This window comes from Psychrobacter arcticus 273-4 (assembly GCF_000012305.1).
Taxonomy (GTDB): Bacteria; Pseudomonadota; Gammaproteobacteria; order Pseudomonadales; family Moraxellaceae; genus Psychrobacter; species Psychrobacter arcticus.
This window is the reverse complement of record NC_007204.1, coordinates 602,104-624,950: the sequence shown is the minus strand read 5'-3', so window position 1 is coordinate 624,950 and position 22,847 is coordinate 602,104. Positions and strand designations below refer to the sequence as shown.

The window sequence follows — 22,847 nt, the reverse complement described above, 5'->3', positions numbered from 1 at the left end:
ATAACGATACCTATTTAATCGAGTAAGTCGTTAATATAGTCGGTGAAAAGTAATATCGATACAACACGTACTACTGGTGCAAATTTTTCTTGCTTGCTGTGCCTACGCAGACAGAGGCTGCAAAAAATTTACACCAGCAATACGGTAGCGACTTTAAAGTATTTCAACGATAGATATAATAACGCTTGCCTATATTAGGCAGCTACGACAGATTTTCAACCAGCACAGACTGGCTAAGATGAAAATATTTTATAAAATAGCGCCTATTAAAAAGCCCATGCTATCACTGATAGCATGGGCTTTTTTAGACTAATTTCTTTACTAATTACTCATTAGCAAATTAGTTTTTGTCTTTATCGATGATTTTATTGCCGCCAATCCAAGGCATCATACCGCGTAGCTTAGCACCAGTAATTTCGATTTGATGCTCAGCATTGTTACGACGACGTGCTGTCATTGATGGATAGTTGGTTGCGCCTTCAGAGATGAACATCTTCGCGTACTCACCAGATTGAATGCGTTTTAGTGCATTACGCATGGCTTCGCGTGATTGCTCATTGATCACTTCAGGACCCGTCACATATTCGCCGTATTCAGCGTTGTTACTGATTGAGTAATTCATGTCAGCGATACCGCCTTCATACATCAAATCAACGATAAGCTTTAGCTCATGTAAGCACTCAAAGTAAGCCATTTCTGGTGCATAGCCGGCTTCAGTTAAGGTCTCAAAGCCCATTTTCACTAGCTCAACTGCGCCGCCACAAAGAACCGCTTGCTCACCAAATAGGTCAGTTTCAGTTTCATCTTTAAATGTCGTTTCAATAATACCTGAACGTCCACCACCAACACCAGCAGCATAAGATAGTGCTAGTTGCTTGGCTTGACCTGATGCATCTTGATAGATAGCGATAAGATCTGGGATACCACCGCCTTTAGCGAATTCCGAACGAACCGTATGACCTGGTGCTTTTGGCGCAACCATGATGACGTCAAGATCGCTACGTGGTATAACTTGGTTATAATGAATCGCAAAACCATGAGCAAAGGCCAGTGTCGCGCCCTGCTTGATGTTCGGCTCAATCACGTCGTTATAAAGCTCTTTTTGGAACTCATCAGGCGTCAAAATCATGATGATGTCAGCAGCTTTTACTGCTTCTTCTACTTCAGCGACTTTCAAACCAGCATTTTCTGCTTTTTTCCATGAGCCTGAGTCTGCACGTAGACCAACCGTCACATCGACGTTTGAATCTTGTAGGTTAAGCGCGTGCGCATGACCTTGTGAGCCATAACCAATAATGGCAACTTTTTTACCTTGGACGATTGATAGATCACAATCTTTATCATAATAAACGTTCATAAACAGAGTCCTTTTCCTAAATCATGGCGTACCATGGATAAATAAACACTTAAATTATAGTCACCTTATCGAAGTGATTGGTGAAATAAGCGCTATGTTGAATAAATAAGTTTGAAATACCGTATTTTAATGACCATAAACGCTTATTATAGACTTAGCGTTTTATCGCCGCGAGCGATACCAATGACGCCTGAGCGTACTACTTCCATGATACGTTCACGACCAATGACATCAATAAAACCATCGAGCTTAGCTTTATCACCAACGATTTGAATCGTATATAAACTGGCATTGACGTCAACGATTTGAGCACGAAAGATATCTGCACTGCGTTTGATTTCTTCACGTACACCGCCCGTCGCACGTACTTTGATTAGCATCAACTCGCGTTCGACGTGTACGGTATCTGAGAGATTAAGCACTTTAACCACTTCAATCAATTTATGCAATTGCTTGGTGATTTGTTCTATTTTTTCAGGTGACGTAATTGTCGTTACTGTGAGACGTGAAATACTTGGATCATCAGTAGGCGCGACGTTTAGCGTTTCGATATTGTAGCCACGTTGTGAGAACAAGCCGACTACACGCGACAACGAACCCGCTTCGTTTTCCATCAATACCGAAATCAGATGTTGTTGTTGCATTAGGTACGCTCCCCTTTTGTTAACCACATATCACGCATCGTTTGCCCAGCGATTTGCATCGGATACACATGCTCATTACGATCGACATAAACGTCAATAAATACCAATCTGTCTTTTATTGCCATGGCTTCAGCCAACTGTGCTTCCATAGTCGCAGGATCGGTAATCTTGATACCGACGTGACCATAGCTTTCAGCCAGTTTTACAAAGTCTGGTAAAGAATTCATGTAAGAATGCGCGTGACGACCTTCATACAGCATATCTTGCCACTGTTTCACCATACCCAACTGTGCATTATTTAAGTTTAGGATTTTAACTGGCAAATCATACTGCAAACAGGTTGACAGCTCTTGGATATTCATCTGAATAGAGCCTTCACCGGTAATACAGACCACATCACGATCAGGGTTAGCAAGTTTCGCCGCCATTGCATACGGCAAGCCAACGCCCATAGTACCAAGCCCACCTGAGTTCAGCCATTGACGCGGCTCATTATAAGTATAGTACAAAGCCGCAAACATCTGATGCTGACCAACGTCACTAGTGATAATCGCGTTACTATTAGTCACTTTATCTAAGGCTTGAACGACCGCTTGTGGCTTAATACCATTATCGGTACTGGTGTCATAGCGCAGACCATGACGCTTACGCCACTCATTAATCTGTGACCACCAATCCAATAGCGCCGGTTGGTCTAGCTCTTTATCTTCGCCTATAATATCTATCATGTCAGTAAGCACTGACTTGACATCACCAACAATAGGAATATGAGCAAAGATAGTTTTTGAGATAGACGTCGGGTCAATATCAATATGAATAATCGTCGCATTTGGACAGAATTTTTTGACGTTATTGGTCACACGGTCATCAAAACGTGCACCAACTGCCAATATAACGTCAGAATGATGCATGGTCATATTGGCTTCATAAGTGCCATGCATGCCAAGCATACCCAAGAACTGCTCATCAGAGCCAGGAAAGGCACCCAAGCCCATTAAAGTATTGGTGACTGGTAAGTTTAAACGATGCGCAAGAGCCGTTAACTCTTTATAGGCATTACCCAAAACAACACCACCACCGGAGTAAACAATCGGGCGTTTGGCAGCAAGTAGGGTTTCAACCGCTTTTTTGATTTGACCACTATGACCTTTTAATGACGGCTGATATGAGCGAATAAACACCTCTTTTGGATATTCATAAGCAAATTTCTCGCTAGGCGCAGTCATGTCTTTTGGCACATCGATTACAACAGGACCCGGACGTCCAGATTGTGCAATATAAAAGGCTTTTTTGACAATCATTGGAATTTCGCTGGCATGGCGAACTTGAAAGCTATGCTTCACGATGGGGCGTGACACACCGATCATATCTGTTTCTTGGAAGGCATCCTCACCGATTAAACTGCTAGGTACCTGACCTGCGATGATCACCATCGGTACAGAATCCATAAAAGCAGTGGCAATAGCCGTCACGGTGTTGGTAGCACCAGGACCTGAAGTCGCTAGCACCACACCAGTGTTGCCAGTTACTCGCGAATAAGCATCTGCCATGTGACCTGCGGCTTGTTCATGACGCACCAGAATATGCTCAACATTGTCTTGTTGAAACAAGGCATCATAAATATGAAGTACCGCACCGCCTGGATAGCCAAAAATGTATTTGACGCCCTCATCCGTTAGTGCTTGCACCAACATCTCAGCGCCAGATAGCATCACAGGCTCATTGCTACCTTCAGCAAGAGGTTGCTGCTTTTCTTCGAAGTTTTTGGCAGCATGACCCGTTTGGGTATGTCCAGTCATATTCGGACTTTGCGTGGTTTGCGTCACTGTCGTCACCTTTTTTTTGTGGCAAGAATATGTGCCCACTACGTCTAAGTTACGCTGTGCTATAAGACAGCATACTACTCACACATAGCAATATATTTAAGGTCAGCTTTGCGACAGGATTTTATCGATATACAGTGACAAGATGCGAGTGCATCTATAAAAGAAGCTTCTTATTTGCAATGCATACGAGCTTGCGCTAATGATGAATAGATGGGTACAGAATGATAAAACAAATCTCAAAGCTTATATTTTATAGCTTATATCACGTTATATGATTGCGAAATCTTATAACATGTTTGATGAGGAGATGTTAAGAACACACATGACACTCTATTTTTTATAACAGCAAAATCTTATGAGACACAGTAATAACAAGTTTATCTTAGTCATTGTAGACAGATAAGTCCGGAGACAATAAATATAGATTTGAATAGCATGGTTACAACCGCTATTTATTTTATATCATTGTCACAAAGATAATAAGGCTAAGCAAGCTACCGATAAGCAACCCTTAGTCCTTATTTTCAAGTGCCACGGCAATATCATAAAAGCCGCTCACTGACCAATCAACTGCTATTATATTCGATGGTTTGTGAGCTATTGTCAAGAAAAACTTCTAAACCCCATCCCCAACTATTAGTTATTAAACAATGTACATTCATAAGTATTATTTGCTAGAATCAAGCAATTATGTATTTATATTGTTATCGAGTATCTTAACCATTATCCTTAGCTTATCTATACCTGCGTTTTTTATTCATTAAGAGGGCTGTTACCATGGCACAAGCGTCTACGATAAGCACCGCTGCCAAACTACTTATCAGCGTTAGCACTGCGTGTATGTTCATGCTACCAATGAGCGCTACTCATGCCATTCAGGTATACAAATCTATTGGCGCACATGGTGAAGTCAAATACAGTCAATATGCGCCGCAAAATGGTAGAAATATCGAGGTTATTGAGTTTCGTAGTGACGGTAGGCAGAGCAATGCTGGACAGCTAGCAGGCAAAACCGAAGCCAATCAAAGTGCACCGCAAAGCGCAGAAGAACAGCGCGTCGCCCAGTTAGAAGCACGTATCAAAGAGCAAGAAGCTCAAGCGAATGCCCAGCGTTGCCAGTCGTTACGTAATAATCTAACCAATCTAAATGTTGGCGGACGTATCTACGAGATGGATGCCAATGGCAAACGTCAATATCTAGATGGTCGTGAGATTGAGCTTAAGCGTGAACGTGTCCAACAGGCCATTACCCAGTATTGTAGTTAATTTTCAACTTATAGTCGGTGAAAAGTAATATCGATACAACACCTACTACTGGTGCAAATTTTTCTTGCTTGCTGTGCCTACGCAGACAGAGGCTGCAAAAAATTTACACCAGCAATACGGTAGCGACTTTAAAGTATTTCAACTTAGTATTTAAAACTATTTCGAATAGCTAAAGACTGTCTGTTATGAGCTGCATCACATGACGGATAGCCGCTGGCATATCCTGAGCTTGCAGACCTCGCTGCCCTACCAATAATGAATTATCATCGTTACTGCTCGTCTGGTTGACTAAAATATCTCCCGTTAGACCATGAATAAGGACCGCTTGGTGTAAGCTGCGCAGTTCATGTTTTAAATCTTCCTGTGCCAATAGTCCAGCAATTACGCCTGCGAGTACATCACCCATACCAGCAGTCGCCATGCCAGCATTGCCCACACCGCACACATAAATATGCGCTTGCCCTGATTGTTGCTCCAGAACCAATGACCCTGCCCCTTTTAGCACCCAATCACCGCCATAAATCGCTGCACACTGCTTTATCGCGGCTAATCTATCATTTTCTATTTCGTTTATCTTTTTATTTAATAACCTAGCAGCTTCCCCACTATGCGGCGTTAAACACACTTGATGAGTGGCGCTGTGTGTTTTTAGCTCAGCTATCAGTTTGTGATTCTTACTATGCAATGATGCCAAATGATAGAGACCATCAGCATCAATTATTATCGGCTTACCTACGGCTATGGCAGCTTCAATACAACTTATAAATACTATTTTTGCCTTCTCATCACGGCCCAGTCCCATGCCGATAGCAATAACGCTGGCTTGCCCAATAAGACGGTTTATTCCATCTTTATCGTGTAAGTCGATAGTCATCGCATCTGGTAGCGAGGTTAATAAAGCGCCATGAAATACCTCATGACAAGCGACAGTGATTTTACCTGCACCTGTTGCCATCGCACTTGACGCAGACAGTATGGCTGCTCCGCCCATGCCTTGTGAGCCCTCAATGCGATTGCCGCCGATGACCAATACATGCCCATAGCTGCCTTTATAACTGTTTTGACGGCGTGGCTTTAAAGAATGAGCGGAAGTAATGAGTGTCGCAACGGGTATTAGCTTCTCATTATTTACCTGATAAGGTATCAGCGGTATGTCAATAACTGCGCCGCTATAGTCGAGTCCGTCTTTGGTATGCAAACCAAATTTGCGTGCTATCAAACATAATGTCGTATCTGCTACTATCGCTATACGCTCAAATACTTGACCAGTAGAGGCAACCAAGCCACTTGGGATATCAACCGCGATGACCAATGCTTGGGCATTCTCTGCTGCTGCGTTAAAAGCGCAAATTGCCTGTTGATACATATTGTTCGGTGCACGATTGAATCCAATGCCAAATAACGCATCGATATAGACATTGGCTTGCAAAGCCCTCACGCTTGTATCATTAGTATTATTGTCGCTACTTTTAAAACATTGATACTCACAATCAACAGATAGTGCTAACTGTAACGCCCTTGCCGCAGCAGTAATTGATTTTTTATTTTCGTCAGCAGAAATTTCTAAATTACCTTTTACAACAAAATCTTGTTTCTCAAAGCCAACGGCTATCACTTGTACTTGCCAGCCCCTTTGCTGTAAGTAATACGCGATAAGCCATCCATCGCCGCCATTACTGCCTATTCCGACCCAAATACTGGCGCGGCGTTGACTAGTATTAAAACGAGAGGTTATTCCCTGCTTAGTTAATTGCTTATTAAGACATTTTTTTTCATAAAGCGATTCAATATGCTGTGCCATTTGCCAAGCCGCTTGTTGCATTAGCCCAAAGCTACCATTGCCTTGTGCAAACCATGCTTGTTCCATCGCATAGAGCTGTTCACTACTATATAGTGCGATAGGCATCGTATTTTTCGAAAATAAATTAGTTTGCACGTCCATGGCTGACCCTCGGTGATTTTTATAAGATTGGGGTGAATTTTCAACTTATCGTTAGTACAAACTAAAACTGATGTAGGTACTTTCTGCCATCAGTTTTAAGGTCAATTTATTATATTTAATCCATATAAACATAGATTTATTCACTTTGACACTTGCGCTCTTCGCTCACTGGCTTATCATATCTATATTCACATTATCATTGATCGTCAGATATGAGCAACAACTCTCAAGCAACCTTGCCCGCGCAGCTGTCATCAGTACTTACTAGCACCTCTGCTAAGAAGATTGCTATCAATAACACGCATGATTTTGCCACGACGGCAGATATTAAACGCTGGATTAAAGCAGAAGCACAGTCCTTAGGGTTTGCAGATTGTGGCTTTTTATCTGTGCATCACCCTCTGTTTGTTAAGCAGACTGAACAATTAAAGCAGTGGTTAGCGAAAGGCTATGAAGCGCAATTACAGTTTATGCACAGCAATCATCATCTGCGTGCGCACCCTGAGCAACTGGTAGAAGGCGCAAAAACCATTATCAGTGTCCGTATGGATTATCTCACTCAAACCCCAACACCGCGGGCTGTGACTGATAACGATTATCCTAACCAAGGTATCATTGCCCGTTATGCCAGAGGGCGCGACTATCATAAAACCATGCGCAGTCGCCTTAAGCAGTTAGCACTAAAAATAGAAGCCATGCTTCCTGAATGGCGACATCTAGATATTGGCGCTGACACTGATTTTATTTTTAGACCTTTTAGTGACTCAGCACCTATTTTTGAGCGACCTATCGCTGATGCTGCTGGTCTTGGCTGGACTGGCAAGCATACACTACTGATAAACAAACAAGCAGGCTCGTTCTTTGTACTCGGAGAGCTGTTTATGAGCCTTGAATTACCCGATGACGAGCCAGTCAAAGAGCATTGTGGCAGCTGCAGTGCTTGTATTGATATCTGCCCTACTCAAGCCATCGTCGCGCCTTATGAGCTTAATGCGTCAGCCTGCATCTCTTATCTTACGATTGAACATGACGGCATCATTGATACTAAATACCGCCGTGCTATTGGCAATCGTATCTTTGGTTGTGATGATTGTCAGCTGATTTGCCCTTGGAACCGCTATGCCAACCTTACGCCAGTAGAGGATTTTGCGCCAAGGCATCGTCTGGATAGCAGCAGTTTGCTTGAATTGTGGCAATGGCAAGAAGCAGAGTTTATGAAAAAGACCGAAGGTAGCCCACTCAGACGCACCGGTTATGTGAATTTTCTGCGCAATATCGCCATCGGTCTTGGCAATGCCACTGGCAATAAAGAAATCATTGAAGCATTACAAGTAAAACTTGGGCTACATAACACTATGCTTGACGAGCATATAGATTGGGCAATAGCCGAACAGCATCATAAATTGGATATCTTATTTATTAGCAAATAGAAGCTTAATTTTTAATTCCCTAATTTTTAAATAAAAAAAACACCTCTTATCATGAGGTGTTTCTCGTAGGACATATGTTAATTATATAATAATTAAACGATATGCTTATTTAGGAATACGTAGTACTTGACCAGGATAAATCTTGTCTGGGTCAGACAGCATAGGCTTATTGGCTTCAAATATCTTCATATAATCGCCAGTTGAACCATAAACGTCTTTTGCAATTTTAGATAAGCTGTCACCAGTTTTTACAGTATACATGGTCGACTCAGGTGACTGCTCTTCAATATCGATATTATCAATGACTTTAGCGACGTTTTGTACGTTACCAATGGCAATGATTGCTTTTTCACGATCCGCTTGGGTCTTAGCTTTACCGCTAATCTCTGCAGTATCGGTTGACCCGTTGTACTTAACTTTTAAATCGCTGATATTTAGGTTTTGCTGCTGAATACGACGAAGTAAAATATTGGCTACTGATTGCGCTGAAGGCTCAGTACTCTGTACTGGCGTATTGGCATCTGCCTTGGTTTCTACTTTAGCATCATGCTTGACGTCATCACGATTAAAAATCTTATCACCAATGTCTTTCGCAAAACTGAACATACCCATATAACTGCTCCTTAAAATATTATTACTTATTATGCATCGTTATTGTTTATTACGATGATAGCCCATATCGGTTACCACCCTTTTTTGCTTACCATTATGAGTATAAGCAAAGGTATGAGCGATGAACAGTAAGAGTATGTTGAGTAATGTTGATTTGGCGTAGCCAATGTTAACACTACTGTTAACATTGGCTATGAGTGCGATAACGTCAAAGAGAAATAACAAACATAAAAAAACCGCCTATCTATTAAGATAAGCGGCTCTATCAGACTTACTGAGCAAGTGGCTAATTATAGCTGTGCTTGTACGTAGTCGATTGCTTTTTGAACAGTCGTTAATTCTGCTGAATCTTCGTCAGGAATCGTGATGCCAAAATCGCTTTCAAATGACATAACCAACTCAACTAAATCCAATGAATCAGCGCCTAAGTCTTCCATAAATGAGGCATCGTTATTGATGTCTTCAACATTCATACCTAATTGTTCAGCTACGGCAGCTTTAACTCTTTGCTCGGTATCATTACTCATGTAGATTTCTCCTTTTTGATCTATTATTTTGACAAACTACCATAGTCGTGTGGTTAACTACTATAGCATTGTATATAAATGGGATTTTCAGATCCATATGGCCATCTGAGTGTACTATAACAAGTGATATATCTTGACTAATATCTAGTAAAGTCTTGCTATCATACAGGGCTTTGACTTAAAAGTATTCGACATTATAGCACTCTTTATTAGAGTTTACACTCGTTCACACAGTTTTTTATTATAAGTATGTAACGCTTGAGATTCAGCACTGATTGATATCGTGCTTAGGCAAAATCTGATAGCAAACTGCTACATATACATGCCACCATTAACAGGCAGAACTGCACCAGTAATATAGCTGGCTTCATCACTTGCTAAAAACAGTACGGCTGCCGCGATATCTTCTGGCTGACCAAGACGGCTGATAGGCACGGCATCTAACATTGAATTCAATAAGCGCTCATCCAGCTCATCCGTCATATCGGTTTCAATCAAACCTGGCGCGACACAGTTAATTGTTACTTGGCGTGAGCCTATTTCGCGTGCTAGCGTACGGCTAAAACCTTCTACACCAGCTTTGGTCGCGGCATAGTTAGATTGACCAGCATTTCCCATTTGAGCAATCACAGAGGTAATATTAATGATACGACCGCGGCGTGCTTTCATCATGCCGCGAATAGCACGTTTGCTCATACGATACACAGAGGTCAGATTGGTATCAATCACATTATCCCAATCTTCATCTTTCATACGCATCAATAAGCCATCTTGGGTAATACCGGCATTATTGACCAATACTTGCACGGCGCCATAAACGCTTTCTATCTCTTCAAATAGCTTGTCGATTTGTGCGGTATCGCGTACATCTAACACTCGACCAATACCACCGCTATCGTTCAGATATTCATCAATCTGTGCCGCACCTTTTTCAGTGGTGGCAGTACCAATGACAAAGTGTCCTTCTTTAGCAAAACGTTTGGCGATGGCTTTGCCAATACCACGGCTTGCGCCTGTTACTAATGTGATTGTACGGCTCATGATAATACCTCCAGCAATTTATCTAGACGAGCGGGCTTGTCAGTCGGGTAGCTTATAATGGGATGCGCTTGACGCTTCGCCAAATTACTCAAGACGTTACCACTACCACACTCGATTAAAATATTAATTTGTTTATCTGCCAGCGCTTGCATCGTTTTTGACCACAGTACTGGCTGACTTAATTGTTCAGTTAACGCCTCTTTGATACCTATAGCACTGGTTTCAACGCGCGCATGACGGTTCTGAATCACAGGAATCGTCGCCTGATCAAACTTGATAGTGGCAAGCTCTGCTGCCAACGCTTTACTAGCAGGCTCCATCAAGGCACAGTGTGATGGCACACTTACCTTTAATGGAATGGCCTTTTTACCAGTATTTTGTACTTTATCGATGACCGCATTAACGCCTGCGGCATTACCAGAAACGACAACCTGCCCTGGGCTATTAAAATTTGCTGCGCCAACAATCGCATTATCTACATGCTCAGTGGCTTGCTCACACAAATTTTCGACTCGATGATCTTCCAAACCCAGTACTGCTGCCATAGCCGTATCAATACCCACTACAGCGTCTTGCATCAACTGACCACGCTTATGTACCAGTTTTACAGCATCAGCAAGTGACAGCACGCCAGCGGCGCATAGGGCACTATATTCACCAAGAGAATGACCTGCTAGGTAACAAGGCTTACTTTCTATTTTTTGTTGTAAGATGCGCCAAATAGCGATGCTAGCCGTTAGCAATGCGGGCTGCGTATATTGAGTTTGATTGAGCTTGTCTTCGTCCTGACAGATTGCCCATAAATCCTCCCCAAGTGCCGCACTTGCCTCAGTAAAAGTCTCAATAATTTCAGGATAGATCTCAGCAAGCTCGCTTGTCATACCGACGACTTGTGAGCCTTGTCCGGGAAACAAGATTGCAATACGGGTTGGTTGTTTTTTTATCATATCGGGTACAGAGCCCATAACCAATATTCCTTATTTGATTGGAAACACCCCTAGCATGAATGGGGTTCATTGTAGAGTTAAAGACTATATAGGATATTTTTATATAGCGCTCACTGTCACTAGTCCTTTAAGACAATGTGCGCTTATGAAACTATACACTGACATCGACCATTAGCATAGCTGCCAGAAACTTAATTATGCGTCTTACTCTCATAAGTCTTATAACGCGATTTATGATGAGCACATTAAATATGCCTTGCATGACAGATTAAGTATGACAAACATTTATCAAAAGCTATCGTTCAATAAACCGTATTAAAAAAAGAGCACTAGAAACTAGCTACTAGAAAACCAATAACAAAAAGCCAAGTTATCTAGCCACATAATATATGATAGCGAAATAACTTGGCTTTCGTTAGCTCAAACCAATGGCTGGATTATAGCTTTATAAAGAACTTCGACAGTCATAAAAACCATCATAATCTTTAGCAGCCATCAAACAACAATAAATTAAGCGTCTTGACTTACTTTAAACAACTGACGACCACGATAGAAACCATCTTTGGTCATGTGATGACGACGATGTTTTTCACCAGTAGTAGCATCAATGCTTATCTCAGCAATTTCCATACGATGGTGTGAACGGCGCATGTCACGACGAGAACGACTTTTACGACTTTTTTGAACGGCCATGATATAGCTCCTATACTTAAAAGGGGATAAGCTTAAAATTCAGCTTTAATCGACACTGACAGAGGCTATATAATCACAACAACCTAAGTCTTACGCATCATTAGTTAAATAGATTGCCACGTATTAAAGTGCTGATTACGTCTAAAATCTATAGTTAGTTTGCAAGATCAGCTTCTACCTGCCAGCAGTAGATTACTAGAATGCAATAAACGGGACATTATACGCATGTTTAGCGGATTAATAAAGCCCTGCTTTTCACTCTTCTGCATAAAGCTGGCAAAAAGACAGTAGAAACTATTCTAATATATCTTTTATTGATGCAATGTATAGCGTTACAAATTGCCTTTTAAAGAGGCTAAAGCAGCAAAAGGATTTTCAGTTTCTTCTTCTTCAGGTATCTCACCGAACTGCTCAACACTCATTTCACAGTCGTCATGCTTTGGTGCCATTGGCGTTTTGAGCAATATCTCATCTTCAATTAACTTCTTAAGCGGCAATAATCGCTCTGGTGATTGCTCAGTGACTATCTCTTCAAGCAATAAGTAATCTTGCTCTTCATTAATTAAACGTATTTGGCTCTCGTCATCAAGTAACGCAATATTGTAATCATCTGTTAGTTCGATAACCACTGGTTGCAAACAACGCTGGCAAGTTAACCAGACTTCACCTGTTAAGGTAAAAGCCAGATGTAATACGTTATTACGGCGATATAAGTTGATGTTGAGCAAGATATTGGATTGCTCATGCTCGGTGTTCAACACAGTAACAAGACGCTCAAAAGAGCTAGGGACTACTTCACCTTCCCACTCAAAACCTGTGTCTTCCCATTTATTTAAGGAGATATTATCAGGCATGCTGGTTGACGTAGGCACTTGCAATTTACTAGCCTGAAGCGCTAATGACTTGTTATCTTGGGTACTTGACATGCGCGGCCTCATTGATCGAAAACGGTGTATAATATTGCCTGCCATACTAACGGAAAGCGCCTTATTGCGCTAGCGCTAGTATGTTAAATTTTTTGGTATTGAATATATTTTACTTATTACTTGCTTAAATAGATAGAACACCCTGCTCTGCTATTCTTTATTGGTTAAACTTTCACTTATGATGTCGTCTATCACTCAGCCTGACTTTTCAAGCTTACTATCTAGTATTGAGCGCAAAAATTTATTATCGTATCTAGATGAACACCAAAGTAAAAAAATCAACCTCGTTGATGACAGTATCAATTTTGAAACAGATTCCCAATTAAAAAAACTGTCATCACAGTGGCAGTATCTGGTTAACCAGCAATCTACCCACACCTCTAAAGCATTCGTTACAGACGTCAAAAAACGTGGAGTGGCTCAACATAACTTAGCTGAGGTTGCTTTACACGGTAAACCTTCAGCTGAAGATATCGAACAAGCAATGACAGACTGGTTAATCTTATTATTCAATCATTTATTTATCGATAAACCAGTGATATTGGTTCGTGGTGTGGGCGAGCCAGAATACTTCCCGGCACAAGAGCATCGACCCGCAAGAATTGAGTTTGCCCATGGATTTTTTGCCAGTGCTTTGCACGAAGTCAGCCATTTTTGCGTGGCAGGTCCGCAGCGCAGACTACTCCCTGATTTTGGTTATTGGTATGCAGCCGATGGACGTTCAGCGCAGCAGCAGCAGCTGTTTGAGCGCGTTGAGATTAAGCCTCAAGCTCTAGAATGTTTATTTACATTAGCCTGTGGGCGCTCTTTTCAAGTGTCACAAGACAATCTCTTTGCAGATTTTGATACTAGTAATAGTGCTTTTTCTGAGGATGTTTACCAGCAAGCCCAAACCTATCTCAAAAAACCGGATACCCTACCACCTGACGCTAAAACCTTGCTGCACGCATTATTAAAAGTTTGCAAAATATCTTAGGCTATATGCCTATATTAACGATTCTCTACTCATAGTAACGCCTTGACCATAAACTTATATTTGCTTTGCGCTATACTACTCAATAAAGCAGCATTTTGAGCACCAGCAAAGCAAGTAAGATTTATGCTAATCAACTTCTTATCATCACGATTTCTAAAACAACCAAAATCTAATAATTATAAAATAAGGAACTGTCATGCAAGTATTTTATATTCATCCAGAAAATCCGCAGCCGAGGCTGATTGAACAAGTAGCAAACTTATTACGTAAGGATCAATTAATCATTTATCCGACTGACACTAGTTATGCTTTTGGCTGTCGCTTAGGCGCAAAAGACGCGTTAGAGAAGCTTAAACATATTCGTGAGCTTGATGATAAGCATCAATTTACCTTACTTTGTCGTGATTTAAGTGAGATTGCCAATTACGCTGCGGTAGACAATGTACAATTTAAACAGCTTAAAGCACATACACCCGCACCTATTACCTTTATTTTGAATGCTACCAAAGATGTACCAAAGAAACTGGCGCATGCGAAGAAAAAAACCATTGGTATTCGCGTACCAAGCAATGCTATAGCTCAAGCGTTATTAGAGGCGATGGATGAGCCTATTTTGACCAGCTCATTAATATTGCCAAACCGAGATAACATACTAGATGACCCTTTTGAGATCGAAGAATTATTGGGTAATCAGATAGATGGGCTAATCAATGCTGGCATCAAAACCACAAAGCTCACGACCATCGTTGATATGACCAGTAGCCAGCCTGAAGTAATCCGGCAAGGTGCCGCTGATGTGGATTCATTATTGTATAGTTGAAATACTTTAAAGTCGCTACCGTATTGCTGGTGTAAATTTTTTGCAGCCTCTGTCTGCGTAGGCACAGCAAGCAAGAAAAATTTGCACCAGTAGTACCTGTTGTATCGATATTACTTTTCACCGACTATAGCCAATCATACAAAAATTTTAGACGAAAAAAAGCTCCAATTGAATTGGAGCTTTTTTATGTACATATTTTGGTTACTATAAAATTAGTCACGATCAACCAATTCTACATAAGCCATAGGCGCATTGTCACCATCACGGTAACCGCATTTTACGATACGCAAATAACCACCTGGACGAGCTTGGTAACGAGGACCAAGAGTACCAAATAATTTGCCTACCATAGCTTTGCTACGCATACGGCTAAATGCCAAGCGACGGTTAGCAACGCTGTCTTCTTTAGCCATAGTGATCAATGGCTCAGCAACGCGACGTAACTCTTTTGCTTTTGGTAAAGTTGTTTTGATCAGTTCATGCTCAAATAATGAGTTAGTCATGTTCTGAAACATTGCCTTACGATGACTGCCGGTACGACCCAGCTTGACTCCACTCTTACGATGGCGCATAGTCAAAAATCCTTAAAGTTTAACGGCTACGATAAGAAAAGCGATCATCAACACGTAAATCAGCTGGTGGCCAGTTATCCAGGCGCATACCAAGCTCCAAATCTTTAGACGCTAGTACGTCTTTGATTTCTGTTAATGATTTCTTACCAAGATTTGGGGTTTTTAGAAGTTCAGTCTCTGAACGCTGTACCAAATCACCGATATAGTAAATGTTTTCAGCTTTTAAGCAGTTGGCTGAGCGAACCGTTAGTTCAAGATCGTCCACAGGGCGTAATAGCACCGGATCAACCTCTTCTTTTTCTTTCACAGGCTCAGGCGCTTCTTCAGCTTCTAGGTCAACAAAGATAGAAATCTGTTGTTGTAATATAGTGGCTGCTTTACGAATTGCTTCTTCTGGATCTATAGTGCCATTTGTTTCAAGCTCAATGATAAGACGATCAAGATCAGTACGTTGTTCTACACGTGCGTTCTCAACCTGATAAGCAACACGAAGCACAGGACTAAAACTTGCATCAAGCTTTAAGCGTCCAATAGCTTTAGTATCGCCATCTTCACGGCGTTGGTTTGCTGGCTCATATCCACGACCCATTACTACACGCAAACGCATCTTTAGATGACCACGGTCACTCAATGTACCCAATACCAATTCTGGATTGATGATGTCTACATTGTGCGGTAACGTGATGTCTGCAGCAGTAATAGTGCCTGGACCTTGTTTATCCAAGGTCAAAAATACTTCATTTTGGTCATGAAGGGTGATTGCTAAGCCTTTTAAGTTCAAAAGCAAATCAAGTACATCTTCTTGTAGTCCTTCAAGCGTTGAGTATTCATGGTCAACACCATCAATCTCAGCTTCAATGACTGCAGCACCAGGTAATGAAGATAATAAGATGCGACGTAAGGCATTACCCAAGGTATGCCCAAAGCCGCGTTCTAACGGTTCGAGCGTGACTTTCGCAATCGTTTCATTAACCGTATCCACGTTGATGGCGTTCGGCGTTAGAAACTCAGTTGCATTTAGCATCATGATGTCACCTCGATTTATTAAACTGGTTTAATTAACGCTAATTGCTCAATGCCATGTGAACAGCATCGAGCAGTACGTTACTTACTTAGAGTATAGCTCAACGATCAAGCTTTCGTTGATTTCAGCAGGTAGATCAATACGATCAGGCGCTTTTTTAAACGTGCCCTGTAATTTGCTGTGATCAACATCTAGCCATTCTGGAATACCACGTTGGGTAGCCAGCTCAATTGCGTTTTTAATACGTAATTGCTCGCGAGACTTCTCTTGAATAGCGATGACATCACCATCTTGCAACTGAATTGATGGAATGTTCACACGAACAAACTCATCACGGCCAGCTTTTTTCACCATAACAGTACGATGGCTAACTAACTGACGTGCTTCAGCGCGCGTTGAGCCAAAGCCCATACGGTATACTACGTTATCAAGGCGGCTTTCAAGCATTGCTAACAGGTTTTCACCAGTAGCGCCACGCTTACGAGCAGCTTCTTTATAGTAGTTTGCAAACTGACGCTCTAATACACCATAGATACGCTTAACTTTTTGCTTTTCACGTAACTGTAGAGAGTACTCTGAGCTTTTGTTACGACTGACACCATGTTGACCAGGTGGACGAGCCGATTTTTTCGTTTTTACGTCGTATGGCTTAACACCAGACTTAAGTCCTAAGTCAGTACCTTCACGACGTGATAATTTGAGTTTTGGTCCAATATAGCGGGCCATTGTTATGTCTCCTATAAGCTCTTATTATAAAAAGCTTCGTCTTTAATATTAGACGCGGCGCTTTTTCGGCGCACGGCAACCATTGTGTGGGATTGGGGTTACATCAGAGATGCTATTAACTTTATAACCCAATGCACCTAGTGCTCTTACCGCAGACTCACGACCCGGTCCTGGTCCTTTAACCAAAACATCGATATTCTTAACACCATATTCTTGAGCCGCTTTACCAGCGACTTCAGCTGCAACCTGAGCTGCAAATGGTGTAGATTTACGTGAACCACGGAAGCCTTGTCCACCTGAAGTGGCCCAAGCCAATGCATTACCTTGACGATCGGTAATCGTAACAATGGTGTTATTAAAAGACGCATGGATATGGGCAATGCCCTCCGATACTGAACGACGAGCCACCTTTTTGCGACTGCGAGTGTCTTTTGCCATCTTTTAGCTTCCTAAGTTAATTATCTTTTGAGAGGGCGTGTCGGACCCTTACGAGTACGAGCGTTGTTCTTGGTGTTCTGACCCCTAACTGGTAGGTTACGACGATGGCGGATGCCACGGTAACAACCAAGATCAACCAAGCGCTTGATATTCATTGACACTTCACGACGAAGATCACCTTCAGTCATGTATTCTGAAACTTGTGCACGGATAGCATCTAACTGTGTATCATCTAACTGACTGACTTTAGTACTAGGGGCAATGCCAACTGCTTCTAAGATTTTCTGAGCAGTGGTACGACCTACACCAAAGATGTAAGTTAGTGAAATAACAGCATGCTTATTATCCGGAATGTTTACGCCGGCAATACGAGCCATTGATTTCTCTCCATTAAAGAAAAATACCCTTATCAGTTAAAATAAGGTGTTATTTTTCAGATTTGTTGCTGTCAATACTAAAGCTTTTATAATTATAATCGCTGCTTCGAGTTGGTAAACCAATCTATTCATTGAGCATTTTATAAAAGATTTTGCATAAACTACGGCAAGTGGCGGATGATATCGCATCCGCCGTCATTTTTCAAGTATTAATTTAATTAGAAAGCCAGACACTTAAGTCTAACTTGCTTAAATCATTAACCTTGACGTTGCTTGTGGCGAGGTTCTGCGGTACAAATTACATGTACACGGCCTTTACGGCGCACAACTTTACAGCTACCACAAATCTTCTTAACTGATGCTTGAACTTTCATAGCATATTCCTTGAAATATCGTACCGCTCATTTAAAGTTGAGTGGGCGATTGAATTAACGTCTGATCATGATATTGATGGGTCATCAAATGCGCTTGGATTTGCGAAATGAAGTCCATCACCACAACCACCATAATCAGTAACGACGTACCACCAAGTTGAAACGGCACACCAAACGATGACTGAACGACCATTGGCATTAAACAAATAACCGTCATATACATCGCGCCAATAAAGGTCAATCGGTTTAATACATGATCGAGGTAACGCTGAGTTTGTTGTCCTGGGCGAATACCTGGGATATACGCACCACTACGTTTAAGGTTTTCAGCAACTTCACGCGGACTAAATACCAACGCCGTATAGAAGTAACAGAAAAAGATAATCATTGCACCAAATAGAACCAGATATAGCGGCTGTCCTGGGGACAACACCAATGCCATATTTTGCAATATCTTTTGCGTCAGAGTAGGATCGGTTGATTGACCAACCCACTGCCCCAAACTTGCAGGAAACAACAATAATGAACTGGCAAAAATAGCAGGAATAACCCCTGCCATATTTAGTTTCAACGGCAAATGTGATTGCTGCTGAGCGTAAATCTTGCGACCTTGCTGTTGTTTTTGCGCATAATTGACAGGAACACGGCGCTGGGCACGTTCAATATAAACGATACCCGCAGTAACCGCGACACCTAACAGTGCAAAGATAAAGAGGACAATCAAGTTCATTTGACCTTGGTTGACTTGCTCAATAGACTGCGAAATCATACCCGGCGTACCAGCCACAATACTCGCAAAAATGAGCATTGAGATACCATTACCCACGCCGCGTTCTGTAATCTGCTCACCAAGCCACATCAAGAACATAGCGCCGGCTACCAATGAAGTAACCGCTGGAATATAAAAAGTCAGACCAGAAGATAAAGTAAGATTTTGGCTGATTAAACCAGCACACATCCCTAATGACTGTACTAAAGCCAATGCAAGCGTCCCTTGACGGGTATACTTGTTTAGCTTGCGTCGTCCCGCCTCACCCTCTTTTTTGAGGGCTTCTAGCGATGGCAATACTGCAGACATCATCTGTACAATAATCGATGCTGAAATATATGGCATGATACCAAGTGCCATAATGGACATACGCTCTAGTGCACCACCTGAGAACAGGTTAAACATGCTCAGAATGGTATTTTCGTTGCGCGAAAACAGATCAGCCAAGTTAACCGGATTGATACCCGGTACCGGAATATGTGACCCTAAACGATAAACAATCAATGCGCCGATTAAGAATAACAAACGCGTCCATAGCTCGTCATACTTACGTATAAAGGCAAATGGATTGAGCGGTATACCAGTCGATGACATTGATTGCTTTGACACGTTACTACTCCTCGATGCTACCACCAGCAGCTTCGATTGCTTGCTTAGCGCCTTTAGTCACTTTGATACCTTTAAAGGTATAAGCTTTAGTGACTTCACCTGACAACATGACACGCGCACGTTTCATGTCACGACGGATAAGGTTGGCAGCTTTCAAAGTTTCAATGCTAACCACATCGCCTTCGATTTGGTTCAGTTCAGACAGACGAACTTCAGCAGTCGTCATTGCCATTTTACTGGTAAAACCAAATTTTGGTAGACGGCGATATAAAGGCGTTTGACCACCTTCAAATCCTGAGCGAACGCTAGAACCTGAACGAGATTTCTGACCTTTTACACCACGACCACCGGTTTTGCCAAGGCCTGAACCGATACCACGACCACGACGTTGGGCAGTTTTCTTTGCGCCAACACCTGGTGATAATTCATTTAATCTAAGACCCATTACGCTTCCTCCACTTTTACCAAGTAGTTAACGCGATTGACCATACCACGAGTTGAAGGAGTATCTTCCACTATAACAGTATGATTAATACGGCGTAAACCCAATCCTTTCAAGCTCGCTTTGTGGCTCTTGAGGCGATGGGCACCCGATTTGAATTGAGTGACTTTCATTTTTTTCATCGTAACTCACCTAGTCTAAGTTAACCCAAGATTTCGTCTACAGATTTACCACGTTTCGCTGCCATCTTTTCTGGAGTTGACATATCACGTAAACCGTTAAACGTTGCACGAACAACGTTAGCAGTGTTGGTAGAACCATAACATTTAGTCAAAACATCTTTGACACCAGCAACTTCTAATACAGCACGCATTGCGCCACCAGCGATTACGCCAGTACCTTCAGATGCAGGTTGCATATAGACTTTACTAGCACCATGACGTGCTTTGATCGGATGATACAAAGTTGCATCATTTAGCTCAACAGTAATCATATTACGTTTGGCAGCTTCTAGTGCTTTTTGAATAGCAGCTGGCACTTCACGTGCTTTACCACGACCAAAACCAACACGGCCATTGCCATCACCCACTACGGTCAACGCAGTGAAAGAGAAAATACGACCACCTTTAACAACTTTTGCAACGCGATCAACGGTAACTAAGCGTTCGACTAGACCGTCAGTCTGTTCATTTTTATCATTTTTATCATTTCTAGCCATGATTAAAACTCCAATCCGTTTTCGCGAGCAGCTTCAGCTAAAGCTTTTACTCGACCATGATATTTGAAACCACTACGGTCAAATGCAACTTTAGTGATGCCAGCTGCTTTTGCGCGTTCTGCGATCATTTGGCCTACAGACGTCGCTGCATCAGCGTTACCAGTCGCGCCTGAACGCAAGCTGCTGTCTAAGGTAGACGCCTGTGCAATCACTTCACCACCGTTCGGAGAGATAATCTGGGCATAGATGTGTCTTGGCGTACGATTAACCGTTAGACGATGAACGCCTAAAAAGCGGATATGCGCGCGGGTTTTCTTAGCTCGACGTAGACGAGCTGCTTTTTTATCAAACATTTCAACTCACCTTATTTTTTCTTGGCTTCTTTGCGAATCACATGCTCGTCACTATAACGAATACCTTTACCTTTATAAGGCTCAGGTGGGCGGAAACCGCGGATATTAGCCGCTGCTTGACCAAGCTGCTGCTTATCGTTTGATTTTAAAACGATTTCAGTTTGCGTTGGGGTTTCAGCTGATACACCTTCAGGTAACGTATATTCTACTGGGTGTGAGTAACCAACGTTTAGCGTTACTTTATTACCAGTAGCTTGTGCACGATAACCAACACCAATTAACAGAAGACGTTTTTCAAAGCCTTCGTTAACGCCTATTACTAAGTTGTTTAGTAAAGAGCGCATGGTGCCAGCATGCATCATAGCTTCTTTTGAATCGACTGTAGGTGAGAAAATGATTAGATCATCTTCCTGTTTCAGCTCGACCAATTCATGCAGGCGTAAAGACATATTGCCATTCTTGCCTTTAACTTCGACCTGCCGATCGTTCAAAGTAACGCTTACGCCGTTTGGCAGCGTCACTGGGGCTTTAGCCACACGAGACATAGGAGTATTCCTTAGAAAATTAACTTCTTTATATTAGCGAAAAAACTAACAGGCTAAAAAGCGTGTTAGCTTAGCATAGTTGAGCGCGTTAGACACCTACCAATGTTAAATAATTAATCATTATTAGGTTGATAGAGGTCTAACAAACGTCAAATAGACTTTATCGTCGTATAGCTTACGCTACAAATGCGACGATTTCACCACCGATACCAGCAGCGCGTGCAGCACGATCGCTCATGATACCTTGGCTGGTTGATACGATAGCAACACCCATACCTTGCTTAACAGTAGGGATAGCGTCTTTACCGCGATGCTGGCGTAAACCAGGACGGCTAAAACGTTGAATCGTTTCGATGACAGCTTTGCCTTCGAAGTATTTTAATACGATGGTTAAAGTTGCTTTATTGTTGTTTTCTTCAGTAACAACAGCGCTAGCAACGTAACCTTCGTTAACCAACAAATCAGCGATTGATTTGCGTAGCTTAGAGCTCGGCATTGCTACCGATACTTTATTAGCCATTTGTGCGTTACGAATACGGGTTAGCATATCCCCAACGGTATCTTGCATACTCATATAGTTACCCCTTACCAGCTTGCTTTACGAACACCAGGCACATCGCCTTGCATGACACGCTCACGCAGCATATTGCGTGATAAGCCAAACTTGCGGAAGTAACCGTGAGGACGACCCGTGATAGCACAACGATTGCGCAGACGTACTGGTGATGCGTTGCGTGGTAAAGCTTGTAGCTCTAGCATCGCTTCCATACGAGTTTCGTCACTTGCAGTCATATCACTGATAGTTTCTTTTAGCTTGATACGCTTATCAGCGTACTTAGCAACCATTTTTTCGCGCTTTAATTCGCGGTTAATCATGCTCTTCTTTGCCATAA

The 22,847-nt window shown here is 42.0% G+C and carries 28 protein-coding genes; 4 read left to right on the top strand and 24 right to left on the bottom strand.

The window, feature by feature from the left end; genetic code table 11:
• Positions 1-340: 340 nt before the first annotated feature.
• The 3 genes from ilvC to PSYC_RS02750 all read right to left on the bottom strand — a co-directional run bounded on the left by ilvC (position 341) and on the right by PSYC_RS02750 (position 3,713).
• A complete protein-coding gene (gene ilvC / locus PSYC_RS02760; RefSeq protein ID WP_011279823.1) occupies positions 341-1,357 on the bottom strand; it encodes a ketol-acid reductoisomerase in 1,017 nt (338 codons plus the stop codon).
• Between the two features lie 146 nt (positions 1,358-1,503).
• Positions 1,504-2,001, bottom strand: a complete 498-nt coding sequence (gene ilvN / locus PSYC_RS02755) for an acetolactate synthase small subunit (protein ID WP_011279822.1) — start codon at positions 1,999-2,001, stop codon at positions 1,504-1,506.
• On the bottom strand, positions 2,001-3,713 hold the full coding sequence (locus PSYC_RS02750) for an acetolactate synthase 3 large subunit (RefSeq protein WP_201500655.1): 1,713 nt from the start codon (positions 3,711-3,713) through the stop codon (positions 2,001-2,003). Before PSYC_RS02750 ends, ilvN begins: the two co-directional genes overlap by 1 nt.
• A gap of 891 nt (positions 3,714-4,604) precedes the next feature.
• On the opposite strand from PSYC_RS02750, the gene PSYC_RS02745 reads away from it, so the two are divergent.
• Positions 4,605-5,093 carry a DUF4124 domain-containing protein gene (locus tag PSYC_RS02745; protein WP_011279820.1) on the top strand — a complete coding sequence of 163 codons (489 nt, stop codon included), beginning with the start codon at positions 4,605-4,607 and terminating at the stop codon, positions 5,091-5,093.
• A 169-nt stretch (positions 5,094-5,262) separates the two neighbouring features.
• Here the strand turns inward: PSYC_RS02745 and PSYC_RS02740 are convergent, their stop codons facing one another.
• Complete coding sequence (locus PSYC_RS02740; RefSeq protein ID WP_011279819.1) at positions 5,263-7,035, bottom strand: NAD(P)H-hydrate dehydratase; 1,773 nt, start codon at positions 7,033-7,035, stop codon at positions 5,263-5,265.
• Positions 7,036-7,247: 212 nt separating this feature from the next.
• Here PSYC_RS02740 and queG point away from each other — a divergent pair, with 212 nt between their 5' ends.
• Positions 7,248-8,465 carry a tRNA epoxyqueuosine(34) reductase QueG gene (gene queG, locus PSYC_RS02735; protein WP_011279818.1) on the top strand — a complete coding sequence of 406 codons (1,218 nt, stop codon included), beginning with the start codon at positions 7,248-7,250 and terminating at the stop codon, positions 8,463-8,465.
• A gap of 105 nt (positions 8,466-8,570) precedes the next feature.
• Here queG and lysM read toward each other — a convergent pair whose 3' ends face one another.
• The 6 genes from lysM to PSYC_RS02705 form a co-directional block, all read right to left on the bottom strand.
• Positions 8,571-9,077, bottom strand: a complete 507-nt coding sequence (gene lysM / locus PSYC_RS02730) for a peptidoglycan-binding protein LysM (RefSeq protein WP_011279817.1) — start codon at positions 9,075-9,077, stop codon at positions 8,571-8,573.
• Between the two features lie 290 nt (positions 9,078-9,367).
• A complete protein-coding gene (acpP, locus tag PSYC_RS02725) occupies positions 9,368-9,604 on the bottom strand; it encodes an acyl carrier protein (RefSeq protein WP_011279816.1) in 237 nt (78 codons plus the stop codon).
• Positions 9,605-9,916: 312 nt separating this feature from the next.
• Positions 9,917-10,651 (bottom strand): 3-oxoacyl-ACP reductase FabG, encoded by a 735-nt coding sequence (fabG, locus tag PSYC_RS02720; protein WP_264622169.1) that lies wholly within the window; start codon positions 10,649-10,651, stop codon positions 9,917-9,919.
• Entirely contained in the window at positions 10,642-11,610 is a 969-nt protein-coding gene (fabD, locus tag PSYC_RS02715; protein WP_011279814.1) for an ACP S-malonyltransferase, read from the bottom strand. Before fabD ends, fabG begins: the two co-directional genes overlap by 10 nt.
• A gap of 492 nt (positions 11,611-12,102) precedes the next feature.
• A complete protein-coding gene (gene rpmF / locus PSYC_RS02710; RefSeq protein ID WP_011279813.1) occupies positions 12,103-12,285 on the bottom strand; it encodes a 50S ribosomal protein L32 in 183 nt (60 codons plus the stop codon).
• Between the two features lie 332 nt (positions 12,286-12,617).
• Entirely contained in the window at positions 12,618-13,211 is a 594-nt protein-coding gene (locus tag PSYC_RS02705; protein WP_011279812.1) for a YceD family protein, read from the bottom strand.
• A 178-nt stretch (positions 13,212-13,389) separates the two neighbouring features.
• On the opposite strand from PSYC_RS02705, the gene PSYC_RS02700 reads away from it, so the two are divergent.
• Together PSYC_RS02700 and PSYC_RS02695 are read left to right on the top strand one after the other, a co-directional pair.
• Positions 13,390-14,187, top strand: a complete 798-nt coding sequence (locus PSYC_RS02700) for an elongation factor P hydroxylase (protein ID WP_011279811.1) — start codon at positions 13,390-13,392, stop codon at positions 14,185-14,187.
• 196 nt (positions 14,188-14,383) lie between these two features.
• Positions 14,384-15,007: an L-threonylcarbamoyladenylate synthase gene (locus tag PSYC_RS02695; RefSeq protein WP_011279810.1), complete on the top strand. Its 624-nt coding sequence runs from the start codon at positions 14,384-14,386 to the stop codon at positions 15,005-15,007.
• Positions 15,008-15,219: 212 nt separating this feature from the next.
• Here PSYC_RS02695 and rplQ read toward each other — a convergent pair whose 3' ends face one another.
• The 14 genes from rplQ to rpsN form a co-directional block, all read right to left on the bottom strand.
• Positions 15,220-15,579: a 50S ribosomal protein L17 gene (rplQ, locus tag PSYC_RS02690; RefSeq protein WP_011279809.1), complete on the bottom strand. Its 360-nt coding sequence runs from the start codon at positions 15,577-15,579 to the stop codon at positions 15,220-15,222.
• A gap of 19 nt (positions 15,580-15,598) precedes the next feature.
• Positions 15,599-16,606 carry a DNA-directed RNA polymerase subunit alpha gene (locus PSYC_RS02685; protein ID WP_011279808.1) on the bottom strand — a complete coding sequence of 336 codons (1,008 nt, stop codon included), beginning with the start codon at positions 16,604-16,606 and terminating at the stop codon, positions 15,599-15,601.
• 81 nt (positions 16,607-16,687) lie between these two features.
• Positions 16,688-17,329 (bottom strand): 30S ribosomal protein S4, encoded by a 642-nt coding sequence (gene rpsD / locus PSYC_RS02680; RefSeq protein ID WP_011279807.1) that lies wholly within the window; start codon positions 17,327-17,329, stop codon positions 16,688-16,690.
• Between the two features lie 48 nt (positions 17,330-17,377).
• Positions 17,378-17,767, bottom strand: coding sequence for a 30S ribosomal protein S11 (gene rpsK, locus PSYC_RS02675; RefSeq protein ID WP_010196728.1), 390 nt, complete (start codon positions 17,765-17,767; stop codon positions 17,378-17,380).
• A gap of 20 nt (positions 17,768-17,787) precedes the next feature.
• On the bottom strand, positions 17,788-18,144 hold the full coding sequence (gene rpsM, locus PSYC_RS02670; protein ID WP_011279806.1) for a 30S ribosomal protein S13: 357 nt from the start codon (positions 18,142-18,144) through the stop codon (positions 17,788-17,790).
• Between the two features lie 257 nt (positions 18,145-18,401).
• Entirely contained in the window at positions 18,402-18,518 is a 117-nt protein-coding gene (gene rpmJ, locus PSYC_RS02665; protein ID WP_011279805.1) for a 50S ribosomal protein L36, read from the bottom strand.
• Positions 18,519-18,549: 31 nt separating this feature from the next.
• Positions 18,550-19,881, bottom strand: coding sequence for a preprotein translocase subunit SecY (gene secY, locus PSYC_RS02660; RefSeq protein ID WP_011279804.1), 1,332 nt, complete (start codon positions 19,879-19,881; stop codon positions 18,550-18,552).
• A gap of 19 nt (positions 19,882-19,900) precedes the next feature.
• On the bottom strand, positions 19,901-20,341 hold the full coding sequence (rplO, locus tag PSYC_RS02655; protein ID WP_011279803.1) for a 50S ribosomal protein L15: 441 nt from the start codon (positions 20,339-20,341) through the stop codon (positions 19,901-19,903).
• Positions 20,341-20,520, bottom strand: a complete 180-nt coding sequence (gene rpmD / locus PSYC_RS02650) for a 50S ribosomal protein L30 (RefSeq protein ID WP_011279802.1) — start codon at positions 20,518-20,520, stop codon at positions 20,341-20,343. Before rpmD ends, rplO begins: the two co-directional genes overlap by 1 nt.
• Before the next feature lie 20 nt (positions 20,521-20,540).
• Positions 20,541-21,056: a 30S ribosomal protein S5 gene (gene rpsE, locus PSYC_RS02645; RefSeq protein ID WP_010196711.1), complete on the bottom strand. Its 516-nt coding sequence runs from the start codon at positions 21,054-21,056 to the stop codon at positions 20,541-20,543.
• Between the two features lie 2 nt (positions 21,057-21,058).
• Entirely contained in the window at positions 21,059-21,409 is a 351-nt protein-coding gene (rplR, locus tag PSYC_RS02640) for a 50S ribosomal protein L18 (RefSeq protein WP_011279801.1), read from the bottom strand.
• Between the two features lie 11 nt (positions 21,410-21,420).
• Positions 21,421-21,954: a 50S ribosomal protein L6 gene (gene rplF / locus PSYC_RS02635; RefSeq protein WP_011279800.1), complete on the bottom strand. Its 534-nt coding sequence runs from the start codon at positions 21,952-21,954 to the stop codon at positions 21,421-21,423.
• A gap of 175 nt (positions 21,955-22,129) precedes the next feature.
• Positions 22,130-22,528: a 30S ribosomal protein S8 gene (gene rpsH, locus PSYC_RS02630; protein ID WP_011279799.1), complete on the bottom strand. Its 399-nt coding sequence runs from the start codon at positions 22,526-22,528 to the stop codon at positions 22,130-22,132.
• 11 nt (positions 22,529-22,539) lie between these two features.
• Positions 22,540-22,845 (bottom strand): 30S ribosomal protein S14, encoded by a 306-nt coding sequence (gene rpsN / locus PSYC_RS02625; RefSeq protein ID WP_011279798.1) that lies wholly within the window; start codon positions 22,843-22,845, stop codon positions 22,540-22,542.
• Between the last annotated feature and the right edge of the window lie 2 nt (positions 22,846-22,847).